The sequence below is a fragment of the Kitasatospora griseola genome (assembly GCF_044999035.1).
Lineage (GTDB): Bacteria > Actinomycetota > Actinomycetes > Streptomycetales > Streptomycetaceae > Kitasatospora > Kitasatospora griseola.
The window spans coordinates 4,749,259-4,768,722 of the sequence record NZ_CP173360.1 but is presented as its reverse complement, the minus strand read 5'-3'; the positions used below and the strand labels follow the sequence as shown (position 1 = coordinate 4,768,722).

At 73.6% G+C, this 19,464-nt stretch carries 17 protein-coding genes; 7 read left to right on the top strand and 10 right to left on the bottom strand.

Annotated elements, in window-relative coordinates:
• Positions 1-75 precede the first annotated feature (75 nt).
• On the bottom strand, positions 76-783 hold the full coding sequence (locus ACI1MP_RS21675) for a TetR/AcrR family transcriptional regulator (RefSeq protein WP_404869286.1): 708 nt from the start codon (positions 781-783) through the stop codon (positions 76-78).
• 114 nt (positions 784-897) lie between these two features.
• On the opposite strand from ACI1MP_RS21675, the gene ACI1MP_RS21670 reads away from it, so the two are divergent.
• Positions 898-1,602 carry an NAD(P)-dependent oxidoreductase gene (locus ACI1MP_RS21670; RefSeq protein ID WP_380335980.1) on the top strand — a complete coding sequence of 235 codons (705 nt, stop codon included), beginning with the start codon at positions 898-900 and terminating at the stop codon, positions 1,600-1,602.
• A 79-nt stretch (positions 1,603-1,681) separates the two neighbouring features.
• Here ACI1MP_RS21670 and ACI1MP_RS21665 read toward each other — a convergent pair whose 3' ends face one another.
• Positions 1,682-2,941 carry an MFS transporter gene (locus ACI1MP_RS21665; protein ID WP_404869285.1) on the bottom strand — a complete coding sequence of 420 codons (1,260 nt, stop codon included), beginning with the start codon at positions 2,939-2,941 and terminating at the stop codon, positions 1,682-1,684.
• Between the two features lie 103 nt (positions 2,942-3,044).
• On the opposite strand from ACI1MP_RS21665, the gene ACI1MP_RS21660 reads away from it, so the two are divergent.
• On the top strand, positions 3,045-3,647 hold the full coding sequence (locus ACI1MP_RS21660; RefSeq protein ID WP_157815705.1) for a helix-turn-helix domain-containing protein: 603 nt from the start codon (positions 3,045-3,047) through the stop codon (positions 3,645-3,647).
• A 7-nt stretch (positions 3,648-3,654) separates the two neighbouring features.
• Here ACI1MP_RS21660 and disA read toward each other — a convergent pair whose 3' ends face one another.
• Together disA and radA are read right to left on the bottom strand one after the other, a co-directional pair.
• Complete coding sequence (gene disA, locus ACI1MP_RS21655) at positions 3,655-4,761, bottom strand: DNA integrity scanning diadenylate cyclase DisA (RefSeq protein WP_043914862.1); 1,107 nt, start codon at positions 4,759-4,761, stop codon at positions 3,655-3,657.
• A gap of 121 nt (positions 4,762-4,882) precedes the next feature.
• Entirely contained in the window at positions 4,883-6,403 is a 1,521-nt protein-coding gene (gene radA / locus ACI1MP_RS21650; protein WP_404869284.1) for a DNA repair protein RadA, read from the bottom strand.
• A 203-nt stretch (positions 6,404-6,606) separates the two neighbouring features.
• Between radA and ACI1MP_RS21645 the strand changes: the two genes are divergently transcribed.
• Positions 6,607-8,178, top strand: a complete 1,572-nt coding sequence (locus ACI1MP_RS21645) for a BACON domain-containing protein (RefSeq protein ID WP_404869283.1) — start codon at positions 6,607-6,609, stop codon at positions 8,176-8,178.
• Between the two features lie 96 nt (positions 8,179-8,274).
• On the opposite strand, the gene ACI1MP_RS21640 is transcribed toward ACI1MP_RS21645, so the two are convergent.
• Complete coding sequence (locus ACI1MP_RS21640; RefSeq protein WP_380335967.1) at positions 8,275-9,606, bottom strand: DUF1254 domain-containing protein; 1,332 nt, start codon at positions 9,604-9,606, stop codon at positions 8,275-8,277.
• 22 nt (positions 9,607-9,628) lie between these two features.
• Positions 9,629-10,924 (bottom strand): DUF1254 domain-containing protein, encoded by a 1,296-nt coding sequence (locus tag ACI1MP_RS21635; protein WP_404869282.1) that lies wholly within the window; start codon positions 10,922-10,924, stop codon positions 9,629-9,631.
• A gap of 178 nt (positions 10,925-11,102) precedes the next feature.
• Between ACI1MP_RS21635 and ACI1MP_RS21630 the strand changes: the two genes are divergently transcribed.
• Complete coding sequence (locus tag ACI1MP_RS21630; RefSeq protein WP_404869281.1) at positions 11,103-12,098, top strand: NAD-dependent epimerase/dehydratase family protein; 996 nt, start codon at positions 11,103-11,105, stop codon at positions 12,096-12,098.
• A gap of 139 nt (positions 12,099-12,237) precedes the next feature.
• Here the strand turns inward: ACI1MP_RS21630 and ACI1MP_RS21625 are convergent, their stop codons facing one another.
• Both ACI1MP_RS21625 and ACI1MP_RS21620 read right to left on the bottom strand, forming a co-directional pair.
• A complete protein-coding gene (locus ACI1MP_RS21625) occupies positions 12,238-13,323 on the bottom strand; it encodes a family 2 encapsulin nanocompartment cargo protein polyprenyl transferase (protein ID WP_404869280.1) in 1,086 nt (361 codons plus the stop codon).
• 112 nt (positions 13,324-13,435) lie between these two features.
• Entirely contained in the window at positions 13,436-14,842 is a 1,407-nt protein-coding gene (locus ACI1MP_RS21620) for a family 2B encapsulin nanocompartment shell protein (RefSeq protein ID WP_404869279.1), read from the bottom strand.
• A 368-nt stretch (positions 14,843-15,210) separates the two neighbouring features.
• On the opposite strand from ACI1MP_RS21620, the gene ACI1MP_RS21615 reads away from it, so the two are divergent.
• Entirely contained in the window at positions 15,211-16,299 is a 1,089-nt protein-coding gene (locus ACI1MP_RS21615) for an ATP-grasp domain-containing protein (RefSeq protein ID WP_404869278.1), read from the top strand.
• 9 nt (positions 16,300-16,308) lie between these two features.
• Here ACI1MP_RS21615 and ACI1MP_RS21610 read toward each other — a convergent pair whose 3' ends face one another.
• Positions 16,309-16,845: a methylated-DNA--[protein]-cysteine S-methyltransferase gene (locus ACI1MP_RS21610; RefSeq protein WP_232734139.1), complete on the bottom strand. Its 537-nt coding sequence runs from the start codon at positions 16,843-16,845 to the stop codon at positions 16,309-16,311.
• A gap of 233 nt (positions 16,846-17,078) precedes the next feature.
• Positions 17,079-17,303 carry a hypothetical protein gene (locus tag ACI1MP_RS21605; protein ID WP_043914874.1) on the bottom strand — a complete coding sequence of 75 codons (225 nt, stop codon included), beginning with the start codon at positions 17,301-17,303 and terminating at the stop codon, positions 17,079-17,081.
• A gap of 170 nt (positions 17,304-17,473) precedes the next feature.
• Here ACI1MP_RS21605 and ACI1MP_RS21600 point away from each other — a divergent pair, with 170 nt between their 5' ends.
• Together ACI1MP_RS21600 and lanA are read left to right on the top strand one after the other, a co-directional pair.
• Positions 17,474-18,799 (top strand): chloride channel protein, encoded by a 1,326-nt coding sequence (locus ACI1MP_RS21600; RefSeq protein ID WP_404869277.1) that lies wholly within the window; start codon positions 17,474-17,476, stop codon positions 18,797-18,799.
• A gap of 428 nt (positions 18,800-19,227) precedes the next feature.
• Entirely contained in the window at positions 19,228-19,380 is a 153-nt protein-coding gene (lanA, locus tag ACI1MP_RS21595; RefSeq protein ID WP_063856615.1) for an SCO0268 family class II lanthipeptide, read from the top strand.
• Positions 19,381-19,464: the final 84 nt, after the last annotated feature.

Genomic DNA, 19,464 nt, shown 5'->3' with positions numbered 1-19,464 from the left:
CGAGGCCTTCCACCCGGCACGCCGAGAGCACGCACCGGACGCCGCAGGGCTGCGGCGCGGGTCGGAAGACAGTCCTCAGGCCAGGCCCAGTGACCTGATCAGCTGGGCGAGTTCGACCCGGAACAGCTTGTCGGGCGAGACCGTCTGCGCGCCCAGGTGGCCGTAGACCTCCAGGGCGACCAGGCCGTGCAGGTGGCCCCAGATCCGCAGGGCCAGGGCCACTCCGGCCGGGGGCAGGGCGGGGAACGCCGGGCGGACCTTGTCGAGCAGGCCGGCGTCGAAGTCGTCCCAGTCGAGGTCCGCGCCGCCGTGCGCGGGTTCGGCGTGCGCCCAGGCGGCGTCGGCGAGGGCGGCGATGCCGACGCAGACCCGGCGGGCCGCGTCGGGTGCGGCACCGCCCTCGGGGGCCCGGTAGCCGGGAACGGGGTCGCCGTAGATCAGCCGGAAGCCTTCGGGGTTGGCCAGCGCCCAGGCCCGGAACGCGTCCGCCCAGGCCCGGATCCGGGCCGCCGGGGGTTCGGCGGCGCCGGCGGCCCAGGCAGAGTCCACGGCGTCGGCCAGTGCCGTGCAGACGTCGGCGATCAGGGCGGTGACCAGGTCGTCGCGGGTCGCGAAGTAGCCGTAGATGGCGTTCGCGGTCATGCCCATCTCGCGGGCGATGGCCCGCAGGGTGATCGCGTCGGGGCCGCCGGAGCGCATCAGGTCCAGGGCGGTGCGCTTGATCTCGGCGGTGGTCTCGGCGCGCAGTCGTTCGCGCCGTCCGGTGCTGGGGGTGGCTGCCACGGGTCGAATCTACAGCGTCACGGTCCTGATTGCCGTGCGAAAACTTCACGCCGTATAGTCACTGCACGGCGTGCAGCATCCGGCTGTCCGCAGGCATGAGACCAGGGGAGAACCATGCACATCGGCGTCATCGGAGCCACCGGCACCATCGGCAGCCGGATCGTCACCGAAGCCCTCGGCCGCGACCACCGGGTCACGGCGTTCAGCCGGGACGCGTCCGCGATCACCGACCGGCGGGAGAACCTCGACTGGGCGAGCATCGACGTCCTGGACCCGGCGAGCGTCGCCGCCGCGCTGCCGCCCGGGCTGGACGTCCTGATCAGCGGCTTCCAGCCCGGCAACGCCTCGCTCGACTTCCACGACACCGTCCGGCGTTCGATCGCCGACGCGGGCGTCTACGCGCAGGCCGCCCGCTCGCTGCTCACCGCGCTGGACGGGCGCCCGCGGCTCCGGCTGATCGTGATCGGCGGCGCCGGCAGCCTGGAGCTCGCACCGGGCGTGGTGCGCGCCGACCACGACGAGCTCCTCCACGCCGCCCTCGACGAACTCGGCCTGCCGCGCGAGTACGCCGCCGCCGTCCGCGGCCACCGGGAGGCGCTCGACGTGCTGCGCACCTCCAACCGGCTGTGGACCTACTTCAGCCCCGCCGAGCAGATCGGCCCCGGCGAGCGCACCGGCCGCTTCCGCCTCGGCGGCGACCAGCCCGTACTGGACGCCGACGGGCTCAGCCGGATCTCCGCCGAGGACGCCGCCGTCGCCCTGGTCGACGAGGCCGAACTGCCCCGCCACGTGCAGCGCCGCTTCACCATCGGGTACTGAAGAAGCACCGGGCACCGAAACCGCGGGCACCGAAACCGCGAGCGCTGAAACCCTCGGACACCGTCCCGGCCCCCGCGGCTCACGCCTTCGGCCAGCTCGTGCCGCGCAGCGAGCGGCCGAGGGTGAGCGGGAGCAGCCCGGCGGCGAACAGCGCGGCGAGCAGGGGCAGGACGGTGGTGGCGGGGAGGTGGTCGAGCAGCAGGCCGGCCGTCATGGTGCCGACGGGCAGGCCGGTCATCAGCAGCGTCATGGTGGCGGCGACGGCGCGGCCGCGCATCGCCTCCGGGACCTGCTGGAAGACCAGCACGTCGAGCATGACGCGCAGCGCGGGCACGCCGAGGGACATCGCGGCGAGGGCTGCGAACACCACCACGGGGCCGACCGCGAAGGCGGGGACGAGGAACAGCAGCGCGGCGCTCCAGGCGACGGCGAGCAGCAGGGTGCCGGGGGCGAGGGTGCGGTGCAGGCGGGTGACGAGGGGGGCGCCGAGCAGGCCACCGACGGCTTCGCCGGTGAGGGCGAGGCCGGTGCCGGCCTCGGAGATGCCGTGGTCGCGCAGCAGCACCATGACGGCCAGCAGCATCGCTGAGCCGGCCAGGTTGAGCGCGACGGTGACCAGCACGGTGGCGCGCAGCGTGGGGTCGGTGAGCAGGTACCGCAGCCCGGCGAAGACCGCGCCCTTCTCCTTGCCGCCGTCCGCCGCACCGTCCGCCGCGTCGTCCGTCGTCCCGCTGTCGAAGCGGACGGCGATCGACGCGCCGAGCGCGGCCGCGGAGGCCAGCACCGTGGCGAGGAACGGGACGGCCCGGCCGAGGCCGAGCAGCAGGCCGGCCAGCGGGGGCCCGGCCAGGGCCGCGCCGTTGACCCGGAGTTCGTCCTGGGACAGCGCCTGGCGCAGCTGCTCGGGCGGGACGACGGCGCGCAGCGCGAGCATCCGGGCGGGGCCGCCGTAGGCCATGGTGGCGCCGATGGCGGCGGCGGCCAGCAGGGTGTGCGGGACGGTGAGGCGGTGGGCGAGCAGGGCGACGGCCACGCTGAGCGCGGTGAGCAGGCGGACGGTGTCGGCGACGATCAGCACCCGCCGCCTGTCGTGCCGGTCGGCGACGGCGCCGCCGTGCAGGCCGAACAGCACGGACGCGCCGAACTGGACGGCGCCGAACGCCCCGGCGAGGGTGGGCGATCCGGTCATGGCGAGCAGCAGCAGCGGGTACGCGGTGTCGGCGACGCAGGTGCCGAGCATCGCGGCCGCGGATCCCGCCCACAGCGTCTGGAACCTTCGGTTGCGGCGCAGCGGCACCGTCCCGGGCGCCACCGTCGTCGGGTTCTCGGCCACCGTCATCACTCCACCCCGTTCACACATCGGCAACCATTCACGTTGGCGTGAATGGTTGCACGGGCGCGAATGATTGCACAAGTCCTGAACGCTGTGGCTGAATGTGAACGTGGTTGATCAGATGAAGGAACGCGAGGTCACCGACGTCGCGACGCTGAAGGCGCTCGCCGACCCGCTGCGCCTGGCCGTGCTCAGTGCGCTGATGAAGCGGGATCCGCAGCCGCTGTCGGTGAAGGAGATCGCGACCGAGCTCGACGAGGCGCCGACCAAGCTGTACCGGCACATCAAGCAGCTGGAGCAGACCGGGCTGGTGTACGTCGCGGAGACCCGGCTGGTCTCCGGGATCGTGGAGAGCCGCTACCGCTCCGCCCAGCAGTCACTGCGGCTGTCCCCGCAGGTCCTCGCGGAGGGCGAGCAGCCGCCGGCCGCGCTGGACACCATGCTGGCGACGATGGACCTGGTGCGGGCCGACTTCCGGCGCAACTTCCTGGCCGGCCGGATCGACCTGACCCCGGCGTCCCAGGGCAACCCGCGCCCCAACAAGTTCGCACACACCTCGGTGCGGCTCACCCCGGAGCGGCTGCGCAAGCTGCGCTCCCGGCTGGACGAGGTACTGGACGAGATGTTCGCGGAGGACGACTCCGCCGCGCCGGACGCCGTCGAGGTGACCCTGTTCGCGCTGATGTACGCCGTGCTGCCCGCCGACGACTGACGGACCCTCAGACGTAGCGTTCCAGGATGGAGGACTCGGCGAGCCGGGACAGGCCCTCGCGCACCGAGCGGGCCCGGGTCTCGCCGACGCCCTCCACGGTCTGGAGGTCGTCGATGGACGCGGCCAGCAGCTTCTGCAGGCCCCCGAAGTGGTCGACCAGCCGCTCGATGACGGTGTTCGGCAGCCGCGGCACCTTGGCCAGCAGCCGGTAGCCGCGCGGGGAGACCGCGGAGTCCAGCGACTCGGGGGCGCCGGTGTAGCCGAGCGCCTTGGCGACGGTCTGCAGGTCCAGCAGCTCGGCGTGGGTCAGCGCCTCCAGGTCGTCCAGCACCTCGGCGACGGTGCGGCCCTTCTTGGCGGCCCGGTCCGGGAAGTAGTCGCGGACCACGAGTTCGCGTTCCGGCTCGACGCCGGCGATCAGCTCGTCCAGCTGGAGCGACAGCAGGCGGCCGTCGGTGCCGAGTTCCAGCACGTACCCGGCGATCTCGCCGGCGATCAGCCGGACCATCTCCAGGCGCTGCACCACGGCGGAGACGTCCCGGACGGTGACCAGGTCCTCGATCTCCAGCGCCGACAGCGTGCCGGCCACCTCGTCGAGGCGCAGCTTGTAGCGCTCCAGGGTGGCCAGCGCCTGGTTGGCGCGGGACAGCACGGTGGTGGAGTCCTCCAGCACCCGGCGGGTGCCGTTCACGTACATGGCGATCAGCCGCATCGAGTGCGAGACCGCGACCACCGGGAAGCCGGTCTGCCGGTTGACCCGCTCGGCGGTGCGGTGGCGGGTGCCGGTCTCGTCGGTGGGGATGTTGGCGTCCGGCATCAGGTGCACGCCGGCCCGCAGGATCTTGGTGATGTCCTTGTCGAGGATCACCGCGCCGTCCAGCTTGCACAGCTCGCGCAGCCGGGTGGCGGTGAACTCGACGTCCAGCACGAAACCGCCGGTGCACAGCGCGTCCACGCTCTTGTCGAAGCCGAGGACGATCAGACCGCCGGTGTTGGCCCGGAGCACCCGCTCCAACCCGTCCCGCAGCGCCGTGCCCGGCGCGACCGCACTGAGGGAAGCCCGCAGCAGGGCCTCCTCGCGGGTGGACTTGTCCGCCCGGTCGATGGCTGCCACGTGACTCCTTGGGCCGACCCGGACCGTGTGGCGCGGCGCCCGACGGTCTGTCTGTTATTACTGCACTTGATGGCAATTAGCAGGTGCAGTCTAACTGCGTGCGGCAGCAGCAGGACGTGGGTCAGGCCAGTTCGTCCGAGTCGAGCGGCTCCCAGCCCGCCATCAACTCGTCCGGGTACGCCGGCACCGGGGCGGCGGCGCGCTCCCGCGCGGGGGCCCGCCCGGCCGGAACGCCCTGCGGCGCGGCGTCCTGACGGGGCTTCGAACGGGCGCGGCGGCCGGGGATCGCCCGCAGCGCCTCGCCGATGTCGGACACCTCCACCACCTTCATGCCCGGCGGCACCTTGCCCGGGTCCGGCGGCACCAGGGCGTGGGTGAATCCGAGCCGGTGCGCCTCGGCGAGCCGCCGCTGCACACCCGTCACCCGGCGCACCTCGCCCGCGAGTCCGACCTCGCCGATCGCCACCAGGTTGTTCGGCAGCGGCGCGTCGGTCGAGGAGGACGCCACCGCGAGGGCGATCGCCAGGTCCGCGGACGGCTCGGTGAGCTTCACGCCGCCGACCGTGGCGGTGTAGATGTCCTGCTTGCCGAGCTTCACGCCGCCGTGCCGCTCCACCACCGCCAGGATCATCGCGATCCGCGGCGACTCCAGGCCCGAGGTGGTGCGCCGCGGCGAGGGGATCTGCGAATCGACCATCAGCGCCTGCACCTCCGCCACCAGCGGGCGCTTGCCCTCCAGGGTGACGGTCAGACAGGTGCCGGCCACCGGCTTGTCACGGCGCGTCAGGAACAGGCCGGACGGGTCGGCGAGGCCCACGATGCCCTCGTCGTGCAGCTCGAAGCAGCCGACCTCGTCGGTCGCGCCGTAGCGGTTCTTCACACCGCGGATCAGCCGCAGCCGGGCGTGCCGGTCGCCCTCGAAGGACAGCACCACGTCGACCAGGTGCTCCAGCAGGCGGGGACCGGCGATCTGGCCGTCCTTGGTGACGTGGCCGACCAGCAGCGTCGCCATGCCGCGCTCCTTGGACGCCCGGATCAGCGCGCCCGCCACCTCGCGGACCTGCGCGGGGCCGCCGGGCGCGCCGTCGAGTTCGGCGGACGCGATGGTCTGCACCGAGTCGAGGATCAGCAGGCCCGGGTTGACCGCCTCGATGTGGCCGAGCACCGCGCCGAGATCCTGCTCGGCGGCCAGGTACAGGTGCTCGGAGAGCGCGTTGATCCGGTCGGCGCGCAGCCGGACCTGCCCGGCGGACTCCTCACCGGTGACGTACAGCGTGCGGTGCCGGTCGGTGGCGGCCTTCGCCGCGACGTCCAGCAGCAGGGTGGACTTGCCGACGCCCGGCTCGCCCGCCAGCAGCACCACCGCGCCCGGCACCAGGCCGCCGCCGAGCACCCGGTCCAGCTCCGGCACGCCGGTGGAACGGGCGGTGGCCACCTGGCCGTCGACCTGCGCGATCGGCTTGGCCGGCGCGGAGACCGGCCCGGCCGCCGTGGTGCGGATCGGTACCGCGCCGTACTCCTCGACCGTCCCCCACGCGTTGCACTCGGGGCAGCGGCCGACCCACTTGGGCAGCTGGTGGCCGCACTCGGTGCAGCGGTACGCCGGGCGCGGCTTGGAGGTGGTCTTGGTACGGGCAGCCATGTGCGCCACGGTAGCGCCTCGCACCGACAGTCCTCGGCGGACGGCGGCGGGCGGGCGGCGACCGGGGCGTCGACGGGCGTCAACGGGCGGCGTCAATGCTTGGCGTCAACCAGGCGAACAAGGAAGCGGTGGTGTTACCCGAAAGAAGGACAAGCGGCGCAAACCCACCGGGCGGAGGGTTTGAGCTGCCTACCGTCGATGACGTGACCACCGGCCAGCTCCACCCCGTCGCCCCCTCCCCGGCCCTGCGGGCGTACGGCGCCAGCGTCGACGGGCTGTTCACCTACTGCCTGTCCGTGCTCTGCGACCACGACGCCGCCACCACCGCCGTGCTGGAGGTCCGCGACCTGGCCCGCCGCCACGGCGACCGGCTCACCGAACCCGCGCTGCTGCGCGCCTGGCTGTACGCGCTGGCCCGGCACCGCTGCCTGGCCAGGCTGAACGGCACAGGCCCCGCCGCGTCGCTCGCGCCCGGCACCGCCCACGAGCTCGCCTCGCTGGCCTGGCCGGAGGCGGCCGGCACCGACCCGGAGCAGCGCGAGGCGCTGGAGCTGGCGGTCCGTCACCGGCTGGACGCCGCCGAGGTCGCGGCGGTGCTCGGCCTGACCGGCGAGGCCGCCGCCGCACTGCTGGACGCCGCGGGCGCCGAGGTCGGCCGGACCAGGACGGCGCTCCTGGTGCTCGGTGTGGGCTCCTGCCCGCAGCTGGCGCAGCTCGGCGGGACAGGCGCGGAGTCCTGGCGGGGCTGGGTGCTCGGCGCGGCGCTCCGCCGGGAACTGGTCGACCACCTGGTGGAGTGCCCGACCTGCCGGGGCACGGCCGAACGAGTGGCCGGGCAGCTCGGGCAGGGCCTGGCCGGGCTGCCCGGCCTGCCGCTGCTGACGGCCCCGACCCGGCTGCGCCCGATTCCGCCGCCGGGGGGCGGCACCGCGTTCCTGTCCGGCACCGCGTTCCTGTCCGGCGCGGCGGCCGGCCGGCGGGCCGCGCGGGGCCTGGCCGGCGGTGAGCCGCAGTTCGACCGGCGGGGCTTCCCCCGGCACCGGGTGGTGGTGCCGGTCCGCGGCTCCGCCGTGCGCCAGCGGGTGGTGACCACGGGTGTGCTGGCGGCGGTGCTGGCCGCGCCGGTGGTGGCGCTGTGGAGCGCGCACCAGGGCGGCGGGCCGGACGGACGCACCGCGGCGGTGTCCTCGGTGCGGGTCGACGCGCCGACGGACCAGCAGGACCCGCAGCCGCCGGCCGTGGCGCTGCCGCCCGCGGTGAGCTCCCTGCAGCTGGCGGGCGCGATCGCCGCAGAAACGTCTTTGCCGACGACGCACGGCCCGGTGATGGCGGCCCCCTCGCCCGGCCCGACCCGGTCGTCCGGCCCGCCCCCGACCGCCGAGCCCGCCCCGCCGACCGCCGCCCGGGAGCAGCTGACCGTCGAGGCCGGCGAATACGGCAGCCGCACCGTCCTCACCCTGACCAACTCCGGCGACCGCCCGCTGACCTGGCACGCCGTCCTGGACGTCGACTGGCTGCGCCTCAGCCGGGACTCCGGCACCCTCGCGCCCGGCCAGCGGATCACCGTCATCGTCACGGTGGACGAGTCCCGCGCCCCGCAGTCGCGCTGGACGGCGCACCTGGCACTGGCCCCGTCCACCGCCGTGGTCACCCTGGAGGGCGGCACCGACCACCGCGGGGTGCCGACACCCGGCGGCTCCCCGTCGCCGTCGTCGCCGTCGTCTTCGTCCCCGACCCCCACGGAGAGCCCGAGCCCGTCGGCGACGCCGTCCTGACGGGCCGGGAGGTACCCCCCACGCGCCCCTGTTCTCGCGCCCGTCAGCTCGCGCCCGTCGGCTCTCTCGCCCCTGGTTTCGCGTCCGCCTGCCGGCTCAACGAGGCTTGATCGGCGGGAGCCGGTAGCTGCCGTCGAGGATCGCGTCCTGTGGCTGGTACATCCGCACCATCGGTCGGAAGCCGGACGACGGGGTGGGCAGCCAGTTGGCGAATTCGTCGGCGTCGGTGGGCTGCCGGTGCTGGAGGTAGAGGGTGAGGGAGCCGTCGGGGGCGTGCACCAGGCCGGGGGTGCGGTCGCCGACCGAGTAGCGGTCGATGTCGTTGGGGACCAGCAGGTACTCGGGGGTGTCGTACATCGTCACCGACCAGAACGCGCCGACCGGTGGCGGCTGTTCGAAGCGCAGCGTGTAGGCCCGGGCACCGTCCAACGGGTGGCCTTCGGCGTCGTGGTAGGTGGTGGCGTAGGTGGCCTCGTAGGCGTGGTTGCCCCACAGGCCGGTGCGGGCGGCGACGGCGCGGGTGAGGTAGGTGGCGCGGCGGTCGGCGACCTTCCACTGCGGTTCGTCGCGGGTGCCGGGGCCGAGGTGGTCCAGGTTGTAGTCGAACAGGTGCAGGTTGGCGGTCCATTCGCCGGTGGGCTCGACGGTGCCGACGCTCGCCGCCTCCACTCGTTCGCGGCCCGCGGCCAGGCCCTTGGCGAGTGCCTGCGCCCAGTCGGCGGGCCCGTCCAGGTACGGGGAGCGGCCGCGGTCGAGCAGCCCGATCGGGGCGAAGCGATGCTGGAACTCGACGTCGGCGGGGGCGGGCGGGAAGGCGGCCATCCACACCCGCAGCCGCTCCAGGAACCCCAGTTCCTCGGGCACGCCGTCGGCGGGCCCGGGCAGCCCGGCGAGTTTCCGGCCCGCTTCGAGCGGGGTGAGCGTCAACTTGTCCTGCAGGGCCCGCACCCGGGGCAGGTCCTCGGGTCCGGCGCAGGCGTGGCGGGCCGCGATCGCCGCGACGAGGGTCGGGGCGGCGATCACCGGCACGCCCTCGGGCGGGGTGCCCCGCCAGTGCGGCGGGGCGATCAGCCAGGTCTGTTCGGCGGTGCCGGACGAACGGCGGCCCAGGTAGGCGAAGTTGTTGGTCCAGGCGTCGATGAACTGCAGCACGTAGTAGGCGCCGGCGGAGTCCGGGACGTGCAGCAGCAGCGGGCCGCCGGACAGGTCGAGCGGGGCCACCGAGTACACCGTGTCGTTGTTCACCGACACGAAGTGCGAGCCGGGGCCGGCCAGTTCGGCGCCGTGCCCGAAGGTGTTCCACTCGGTCGGGGGGATCGAGCCCATGCCCCGCCGGTGGATGGTGTCCACCATGGTCAGGTCGGCGACCAGCGGGTAGCCGTACACGAAGGCCTCGGCGGCCAGCATCTCGGGCGTGGCGTCAACCATGGCGGACGTCCTTTCTGCGGGTTCAGCGGGGAGTGGGCATCGGCAGGCGCCAACTGCCGTTCAACAGCTCGGGCTCCGGCCCGTACGCGCGCACCACGACCTGGTAGGGACCGGCCGGGGCGGGCAGCCAGTTCGCCGACTCGGCCGGGTCCGTGGGGCGTTCGTGCTGGAGGTACAGGGTCAGCGAGCCGTCGGGGGCGTACACCAGGCCGGGGGTGCGGTCGCCGATCGAGAACCGGTCGATGTCGTTGGGTGCCAACTGCCGTTCCGGGAAGCGGTACATGGTCGCCGACCAGAAGTACCGGGCGGGCGGGAGCCGGCCCGGACCGAACCGCAGCACGGCCGGCAGCCGGCCGCCCGCCTCGGACTCCCAGCCGCCGTACCAGGCTTCCTCGGCGGGCAGCCCGTACAGGCCGGTGAGCGCGCCGCACGCGCGGTCCAGGTAGCGGGTGCCGAGCTGTTCGCGGGTGCCGAACAGGGCACTCCCGGTGGCCGCGCCCGGCGCCGCCGCGGCCAGCTGCTCGCGGCCGTCGGCGATCCCCGCGAGCATCGCCCTCCGGACTTCGGCGGACAGTGCGGCGGGCTCGAAGTCGCCTGTCCCGACGCCGAGTTCGGCCAGGCGTTCGCGCAGCTCGGCGTCGGCCGGCAGGACCGGGAAGAAGCCCAGCAGGAAGTCCAGGAAGGTGAAGAACTCCAGGGTGCCGAGCACCTCCTCGCCGCGCCACACCGGCCACACCGGCTCGGCCGCCACCGGCCGCGGGGTGCCCAGGTGCTCGCTGAGCGGCTTCAGCCGGTACCCGGCCTGCACGCGTCGCAGCTCCGGCACGTCGGCGGGCCCGGCCAGGTACGTCCGGGCGACGATGCCCGCCAGGTTGGTGTCCGTCCGCACCACCGTGTCGAAGCCGTCCGGCGGGTCCGCCCGGTGGCCGGGGCCGGCGATCAGGTGACGGCCGCCGCCGCTGCCGGTGGCCCGGGTGCCGACGAAACCCGCGTACGCGGTGTCCAGGTCGTGCACCGGCAGCACGTGGTACCGCTCGGTGGCGGGCACCTCCAGCACCCACGGCTCGGCCCGCAGGTCGAGCCACGCCCACGAGTACGGGGTGTCGTTGTTCGGCGTCACCACGTCCGTGTCGGCCGGGGTGAACGGGCGCGCGAAGTGCCGGAACACGCCGAAACCCCCGACGTACCGGGGATCCGCGTCGTCGATCGCCTGCACGTGGAGCGTCCCGTAGTTCACCAGCATCGGGTAGCCCCGGATCCACGCCTGCGCCGCCGTCCGCCGGACCGCCGCCGGATCCCCGCTGGCCGGGCCGCCCATGCCGTCCACCCTTCTCCCCGAAAAAGGGATCATTCAGACATACCGGTACACCGGGGATGCTATGCGGCCTCCACCCGGCCGTCGCCGCGACCCTCCGACGCACCACCGGCCGACCTTTCTCCTCTGCCGACAGCGAAGAGTGCGGATGGCCGGCCGCCCGGCCGGACACGCTGCACCCATGGACATCCTTCTGCTCGGCGGTTCCAAGTTCCTCGGCCGCGCCTACGCCGCCGAGGCGCTCGCCCGCGGCCACCGCGTCACCACCTTCAACCGCGGCGTCAGCCGCACCGACCTGCCCGGCGTGGAGGCCGTCCACGGCGACCGCACCTCGCTCGACGACCTGCACCGACTGGTCGACGGCCGGCAGTGGGACGCGGTGATCGACACCTCCGGCCAGCAGCCGCACGACGTCGCCACCGCCGCCCGGCTGCTCCGCGACCGGGCCGGCCACTACGGCTTCGTCTCCTCCGTCCATGCCTTCGCCGACTGGCCCGCCCACCCGGTGGACGCGGACTCCCCCACCCTCGACTGCGCCGGCGACGTCGGACCGGACCAGCCGTTCGCCAACGCCCTCAAGGCCGGCTGCGAACGCGCCCTGCTCGACAACTTCGGCCCCGCGGCGATCCTCAACTGCGGCCTCCTGATCGGCCCCCACGAACCGATCGGCCGCCTCCCCTGGTGGCTCGACCGGATCGCCCGCGGCGGCCGCGTACTCGCCCCGGGTGCCCCCGAGAACCCGCTCAGCCTGATCGACGCCCGCGACTTCGCCTCGTTCGGCCTCGACCTCGCCGAGCAGCGCGCGACCGGGCGCTTCGTCACCACCTCACCGATCGGCTCGGCGACGATGGGAGCGTTCCTCGACGCGTGCCGCTCCGCGACGGGCTCCGATGCGGAGTTCGTCTGGACCCCCGACGCGACCCTGCTCGCCGCCGAGGTCTCCCCCTGGGTGGAACTCCCCCTCTGGGCCCCCGCCACCGAAGGCTGGCACGGCACCTGGCACGCCGACCCCTCGACCGCGACGGCCGCCGGCCTGCGCATCCGCCCCCTCGCCGAGACCGTCTCCGACACCTGGGCCTGGCTGGAATCCGGCGGACGCGACGAGGTCGCCTACCGGCAGCTGGAGACCCCGCTGGGGATCGACCCGCAGAAGGAGGAGGCGTTGCTCAAGGGATGACCGCAGGCGGGCGCGAGGGCCGGGGCCGGGGGTACCCCCCAGGCGAAGCCGAGGGGGCGGGACTGCGCGACAGGCGCAGAGCACGTCCGTACCCCACGCGCCCCTGGCTGTGCTCTCCCCGGTCCCGCGCCGCCGGCTCTCAGTAGTTGCGCCGCGTGACCAGCTCCGCCAGCGCGAGCAGTTCGTCGGTGCGGGTCGGGTCCGGGACCGCCACCGCCAGGTGGCTGATCGCGGTGGCCATCCGTTCGCAGCTCTCGCCCTGTGCCCACGCGCGGCCGCCCGCGCGGTCGACGGCGGTCGCGGCGGCGGCCAGCTCCGCAGGACTGAGCGGGCGGCCGGAGGCGTAGAGCGCGGCGAGTTCCGCGCCGTCCGGCGTGCCGGAGGACAGGGCGTGGACGACCGGCAGGGACTTCTTACGGGCGGCCAGGTCCGCGCCGACCGGCTTGCCGGTGACCGCGGGGTCGCCCCAGATGCCGATCAGGTCGTCGATCAGCTGGAAGGCGAGGCCGATCTCGCGGCCGAAGGCGTCCATCGCGTCGGCGGTGGCGGCGTCCGCGCCCGCGTAGAGCGCGCCGAGGGCGCAGGCGCAGCCGAGCAGGGCACCGGTCTTGCTCTCCGCCATGGCGAGGCACTCGGCGAGGGTGACGTCGGAACGCTGTTCGAAGGAGCAGTCGGCCTGCTGTCCGGCGCAGAGTTCGACCACGCAGTCGGCGAGGCGGCGGACGGCGGCCGCGGCGGCGGCGGGGTGGGGGTCCTCGGCGAGTACCCGGAGGGCGAGCGAGTGCATGGCGTCGCCGGCCAGGATCGCGCCGGTGGTGCCGAACACCCGCCAGGCGGTGGGGCGGTGGCGGCGGGTGTGGTCGCGGTCGAGGACGTCGTCGTGCAGCAGGGTGAAGTTGTGCACGAGTTCGACGGCGGCGGCGGCCCGGACGGCGTCCTGCGGACGGCCGCCGACGGCCTGGGTCGCGGCGAGGACCAGCGCGGGGCGGATGGCCTTGCCGGCGCCGGCCGCGCTGGGGGTGCCGTCGGCCTCCTGCCAGCCGAAGTGGTAGCCGGCGATCTGCCGCATCGAGTCCGGGAGGGTGTCCACGGCGGCGCGCAGGGCCGGGTCGACCACGGTGCGGGCCCGGCCGAGCAGGGCGAGTGCCTCGGCGGTGTCGCGGGAGCCGTCGACGAGCGGGGTGTCCCCGCCGGGCTGCTCGCGTTCGAACACGGTGATGGCCATGGTGAGTCCTCCCCCTGGGCCCGCCCCGGGTGCGGGGCGGGCGGATCTCCGCGCCGGCCGAGTGCCGGTGCGGTCGGCGGGGCGGGCCCGGGACGGCGGGCCCGCCGCCCGGTCAGTCGTGCCAGTTGGCGACGTCCACGTTCTCCAGCACGCCGATGGCGTCCGGGACGAGGATCGCGGCGGAGTAGTAGGCGCTGACCAGGTAGGAGATGACCGCCTTCTCGTCGATCCCCATGAAGCGGACGTTCAGTCCCGGCTCGACCTCGTCGGGCAGCTTGCCGGGGCGCAGGCCGATCACGCCCTGGTTGTCGTCGCCGACGCGCATCGCCAGGATCGAGGTGGAGCCGTTCACCACCGGGATCTTGTTGCAGGTGTAGATCGGGACGCCGCGCCAGGTGGGGACCGTCTTGCCGTCCACCTTCACCGTCTCCGGGTACAGGCCGCGGCGGTTGCACTCGCGGCCGAAGGCGGCGATCGCCTTCGGGTGGGCGAGGTAGAACTTGGTGCTGCGGCGACGGCAGAGCAGTTCGTCCATGTCGTCGGGGGTGGGCGGGCCGGAGTGGGTCTGGATCCGCTGGCTGTACTCGGCGTTGGCCAGCAGGCCGAACTCCGGGTTGTTGACCAGCTCGTGCTCCTGGCGCTCGCGCAGGGCCTCGACGGTCAGCCGGAGCTGGTGCTCGGTCTGGTCCATCGGCTTGTTGTAGAGGTCGGCGACCCGGCTGTGCACCCGCAGCACCGTCTGCGCGACGCTCAACTCGTACTCGCGGGGCGCGAGTTCGTAGTCGACGAAGGCGGTGGGCAGGTCGTACTCGCCCTCGTGGCCGGCCGACATGCCGATCTCCGCCTCGCCCTTGCGGTTCTGCGGGAGCTGCGAGTCCGCGACGAAAGCGAGGATCTGGTCGCGCAGTGCCTCGGAGCGGTCCACCAGCTCCTGGAAGGCCGGCCAGGACAGCACCATCATCGTGCCGGCGGTGGCGGCCTTGACGCTGTAGGGCCAACGGCGGTCGGGGACGGTGAGCGCCTCGTCGCCGATGTGGTCGCCGTCGGCGAAGGTGCCGAGCACGGTGGCGTCGCCGTACCGGCCGGTGCCGATCCGGTCGACCTTGCCGTGCGCGACCAGGTACACCTCGTTGATCTCGCGGCCCTGCTCGATCAGCAACTCGCCTGCCGCGAAGTCCCGCTGGACGAACCGGCCGGCCAGCTCGGCGAGCAGCGCGTCGTCCTCGAAGCCGCGCAGCACCGGCACCTCGCGCAGCGTGGGCGGCACGACCGAGACCTGACGACCGGTCTGCGTGAAGCTCACCCGGCCCCGGCCCACCGCGTACGACAGCCGCCGGTTCACCCGGTAGGTGCCGCCGGAGACCTCGACCCAGGGCAGTGCGCGCAGCAGCCAGCGGTTGCTGATCTCCTGCATCTGCGGCGCCGACTTGGTGGTCGACGCGAGATTCTTGGCGGCCGCCACCGAGAGGCTGCTCTGCGGCCTCGCCTGGGGAATTCCGGCGGTGGTTTCGGTCGTCATTCCGAGGGCCTCGTGATCGTGTCGACGGCGGTTGGCGGCAACCATGCTGACGGTCGGTCAGGGGGCGCGGCAATCACTCGTGCGGGTGATTCAGGTGTGCGAGCCGAACGGTGCTACCAGTGCACGGAGCCGATCGCCGTTCGGTCCGCCCGAGCCTCCCGGCGTCCTCCCGCACGCCCCGCCGGGCGCTCCCGAAGGCCCCGCCGAACCCCGGTTTCGAAGCGTCCGAGCAGCTCACCGCCCCCTTGTTCGAACCGCTCCGGAACAGCGCTAAGGTGGCCCCCACACCGCATGGTGACCGCCGCCACAGCGCAGGCGAACCGGTCGGTGACCTCCCATCGGCACGCCCTTCTCCAGGGAGACCTTCCGTGACCGCGCCCGTCCGCGTCTGGCTCAACCGCACCTACGCCGAGAACGTCTTCTTCATCGAGCTGCTGCGGTCCGCGCCGCGCCCGGTGCACGTCCTGGCGACCCACGTCGACCCCGACTCCCCGGTGCTCGCCGCCGCCGACCTCGGGCTGCTGGAACCGGATCTGCCGTCCGCCGAGAGCTACGTGGAATTCGCGCTGGAATTCTGCGCCCGTCACCGGGTGGACGTGTTCCTGCCCCGCCTGCACCAGTTGGCGATATCGCTGCGCCGCCGCGAGTTCGAGGCGCTCGGCACCGCGCTGATCTGCCCGCCCGCACCCGCGATCGCCCTGTTCGACAGCAAGGCGGAGGGCTACCGCGCCCTCGACGCCGCCGGCCTGCCCACCCCGCTGTGGCGGCACGCCGACACCGCCGCCCAACTCCTGGTCGCCGTCGAGGAGATCGAGGCCACCGGCGCGACGGCCTGCCTGAAGCCCGCGAGCGGCGCCGGCGGTGAGGGCTTCCGGATCCTCACCCGCGAGCCGTTCAGCCTCCGCAGGCTCGCCGGGTACGTCGACGCCCGGGTCCAACTCGACCTGGTTCTCGCCGCGTTGATGTCCTCCACCGCACCCGCCGACCTGCTGGTGATGCCCTACCTGAGCAGCCCCGAGGTGTCGGTGGACTGCCTCGCCGACCAGGACGGGCGACTGCTCGCCGCCGTCGGCCGCACCAAGCAGGGCCGCCGCCGGAGCTTCACCGTCGACCCCTGCTACCTGGAGCCGGCCCGCCGCCTGGTCGAACAGTTCGGCGTCGGCCACCTCTCCAACGTCCAGTTCCGGCACGAGCCCAACGGCCGCCCCGTGATCCTCGACATCAACACCCGCCCGTCCGGCGGCCTGCACCAACTCCGGCTCTGCGGACTCAACCTGCCCGCCGCCGCGCTCGAACTCGCCCTCGGTTCGCGCCCGTTGCTGACCCCGGCGACCGAACTCGCGCTCGGCGAGTACACGTTGGTCTCCGGCGTCCAGGCCGTCCTGCCGCGACAGTCCACGGCCCCCGCGCTGGAGCGGCTCGACGAGGCGCTGCTGCCGACCGCCGCCACCCGCTGACCCGCGGGCTCAGTCCGCCGGCCCGTCCCAGTCCAGGGTCGGCGGCAGCACGCCCTCCAGGGTGAGCAGCCACCGCTTCGTCTCCACCCCGTGCCAGGCCCCGCCGAAACCGCCCAGCCCGTCCGCCGCCACCACCCGATGGCACGGCACCAGCAACGGCAGCGGATTGGCCCCCATCATCTGCCCCACTGTCCGGGCCGGCAGCCCAGGACCCGACAGATCCTCGAACACCCCACTACGGGCGGCGAGTTCGCCGTACGTGATGGCCTTGCCGTACTCCACCTCGGTGAACAGGCAACGCAGCACCGTCAGATGGGGCCCGGTCGCGTATCGCCAGTCGATCGGCAGCCCCAACTCCCGCCGCCGCCCGGCGAAGTACTCCCCCACCCGGGCCTCCACCAACGCCCGCGCCCGGGTGTCCCCGCACTCCGGCACTCCCACCGGCTTCCCCGCGAAGACCTCCCCCGCGTACGTCGCCGCGGCCACCCCGTTCGCCGTCACCCCGAACTTCATCGCCCCACTCGGCAACGGCGTGTCCACGGTCACCCATGACAGCTCCATCCCTCCAACTTACCTGCCCGCAAGGGCTGTCGGACGCACGAACTGTGGAGAGCACCGCCAGGGGCGCACGCGAGTACCTCCCGGCCCGCCAGGGCAGAACCGCGCGAAGAGGAAAACACCTGACCGCAAGATCGCGACGAGGGCAGAACCTGCCATCGATCGCGACCTTGCGGTCCGATTGTGCGACTGTCGCGCGGTTCCCCACCCCCGCCGACCACTCAGAGGTGATCGCGCAGGTAGTCCGAAAGGTGGTGGCACCAGGTCGCGAGTTCCGCGCGGTCCGGGGGGTCGCCGCCCGACAGGGCGGCGGTCGCGGCGGCGGGGAGCTGGCCGGTCGCCGCGAGGCGGGAGAGGCCGGAGAGGACGCCGGCGAGCCGTTCGGCGTCCTGGTGGCTGAGCATCACGAGTGCGTCGGTGTGGCTGATGGTCATGGAGCCGGGCATCGCGTTCTCCTCGGGTCGGTCCCCCGGGTTGCTGCCCCCTCGATCCACCGTACGACCGGTGCGGCGGGCTCGCGCGAGTGCTGCTCGCCCGTTCGGCGCGCCCGGATGGCCGGTGGCGGCGGGCCGCAGGACGGTCGGAGCAGGTGTGTCCGGGTGATCAGGGAGCGCAGATGGCAGAGCAGGCCGCCGGGATCCGGGAGTTGCTGCGCAGTCCGGGTTACGGGCGGTTGCTGTTGGTGTCCGCGCTGGTGGGTGTACCGGTCTCGTTGGCGGCGTTCGGTTTCGTGAGCCTCGAACACGAGTTGCAGCACTGGGTGTGGGAGTCGGCGCCGGAGGCCCTGGGGTACGGGCGGGCGCCGTGGTGGTGGCCGTTGCCGGCGTTGGCGTTGGCGGGTCTGCTGCTGGCGCCGATCGTGACGAGGATGCCGGGGCGGGGCGGGCACATCCCGGTGCACGGGTTGGGCGGGCCGCCGACGCTGCCGGTGGAGGTGCCGTCGGTGGTGCTGGCGGCGTTGGTCTCGTTGCCGCTCGGTGCGGTGCTGGGTCCGGAGGCTCCGTTGATGGCGGTGGGCAGCGGGTTGGCGCTGTTGGCGGTGAGCCGGGCCCGGCGGGCGGCGAATCCGAGGGTGGGGCCGATGCTGGGTGCGGCCGGGTCGACGGCGGCGATCTCGACGATCTTCGGGAGTCCGCTGGTGGCGGCGGTGATGATGATCGAGGCGGCGGGTCTGGGCGGGCCGCAGCTGACGTTGCTGATCCTGCCGTGTCTGCTGTCGGCGGGGGTGGGCGCGCTGGTGTTCACGGGCTTCGGGCACTGGACGGGGCTGTCGATCGGGGCGTTGACGCTGCCGGTGGTGCCGAAGGCGGAGCTGCCGGATGCCGGGGACTTCCTGTGGGGGGTGCCGTTGGCGGTGCTGGTCGCGGTGGTGATGGTCGCTGCGCGGACGCTGGGTCACCGGTTCGCGGCGTTCACGGCGCAGCGGACGGCAGTGCGGACGGTGATCTGTGCGGTGCTGGTGGGTCTGTGTCTGACGGGGTACGCGGTGGCGACGGGCCGGTCGCCGGAGGAGGCGGCGCTGTCGGGGCAGGCGACGCTCGGGCAGTTGGCGGCGGATCCGCAGTCCTGGTCGGTGGGGGCGCTGTTGGCGTTGGTGGTGTTCAAGGGGCTGGGTTGGGGGGTGGCGCTGGGGTCGCTGCGGGGCGGGCCGATCTTTCCGGCGGTGCTGCTGGGTGCGGCGCTGGGGGTGGCGGTGGGCGGTCTGCCGGGGATGGGGGTGGAGGCGGGGTTGGCGGCGGGGTTGGCGGCGAGCAGTGCGGCGGTCACCCGGCTGCCGGTGACGAGCACGGTGCTGGCGGCTGCGCTGCTGGGTGATCAGGCGACGGATTCGATGCCGCTGGTGATCGTCTGCGCGGTGGTGGCGTTCCTGACCGCGACGTTCGTGCACCGGGTGGCGGATGCTCCGGAGGCTCGGCAGGCCTCGTCGCGGCCGGCCGACTGATCGTTTCCCGGCCGTCGGACGGCAAAGTTCGAGTCAAAACGATGAACGTCCGCCGAACCTGTCGCGGACTCCAGTCGCACGGGTCCCGTCCTCCTCGTGCCCACCACCCGGGACCAGGAGTGTTCATGGTTTTCGCTGCTGAAACCTGGCCGTCGGCGCCCTGCCCCGAAATGGACAGCGTGCGCACCGTCCGGGCCTGGACCGGTCGGCGGCCCGACGAGGGACGAACCGCAGGTGGCGGGGGTCGCGGGGGCGACGGGACGGCGCCGGGCGGGCGGCTGCGGCCAGGTTGGCCAGGACAGCACTCACCACATGGTGGGAAGCCGGGAAAAAGTTGGCCTCGGCACCGGATGCGAACGCTCGTTCACGGCCGGTGCTGCGGCCGGGGCTCCGCTCCGGTCGGACCGACGAACCCTCTGGAGGGGAACATGCGTAACGAGATCCTCGTGCAGCAGGACACCGACCTCGACCTGGACCTCCGCATCGCGGAGGTCGCGGAGGAGACCCAGGCCTTCGGCCAGGGCACCTTCACCTCTCCGAGCAGCTACGCGATCGGCACCCGTTGCCCGGTCTGCTGCTGACGTCACGTCGGTGAGCAACGTGCGCGGGGCGGGCTGCAGCCCGCCCCGCGCTCTGTGTTTCCCGCCGTTCCCCCGCTGTTTCCG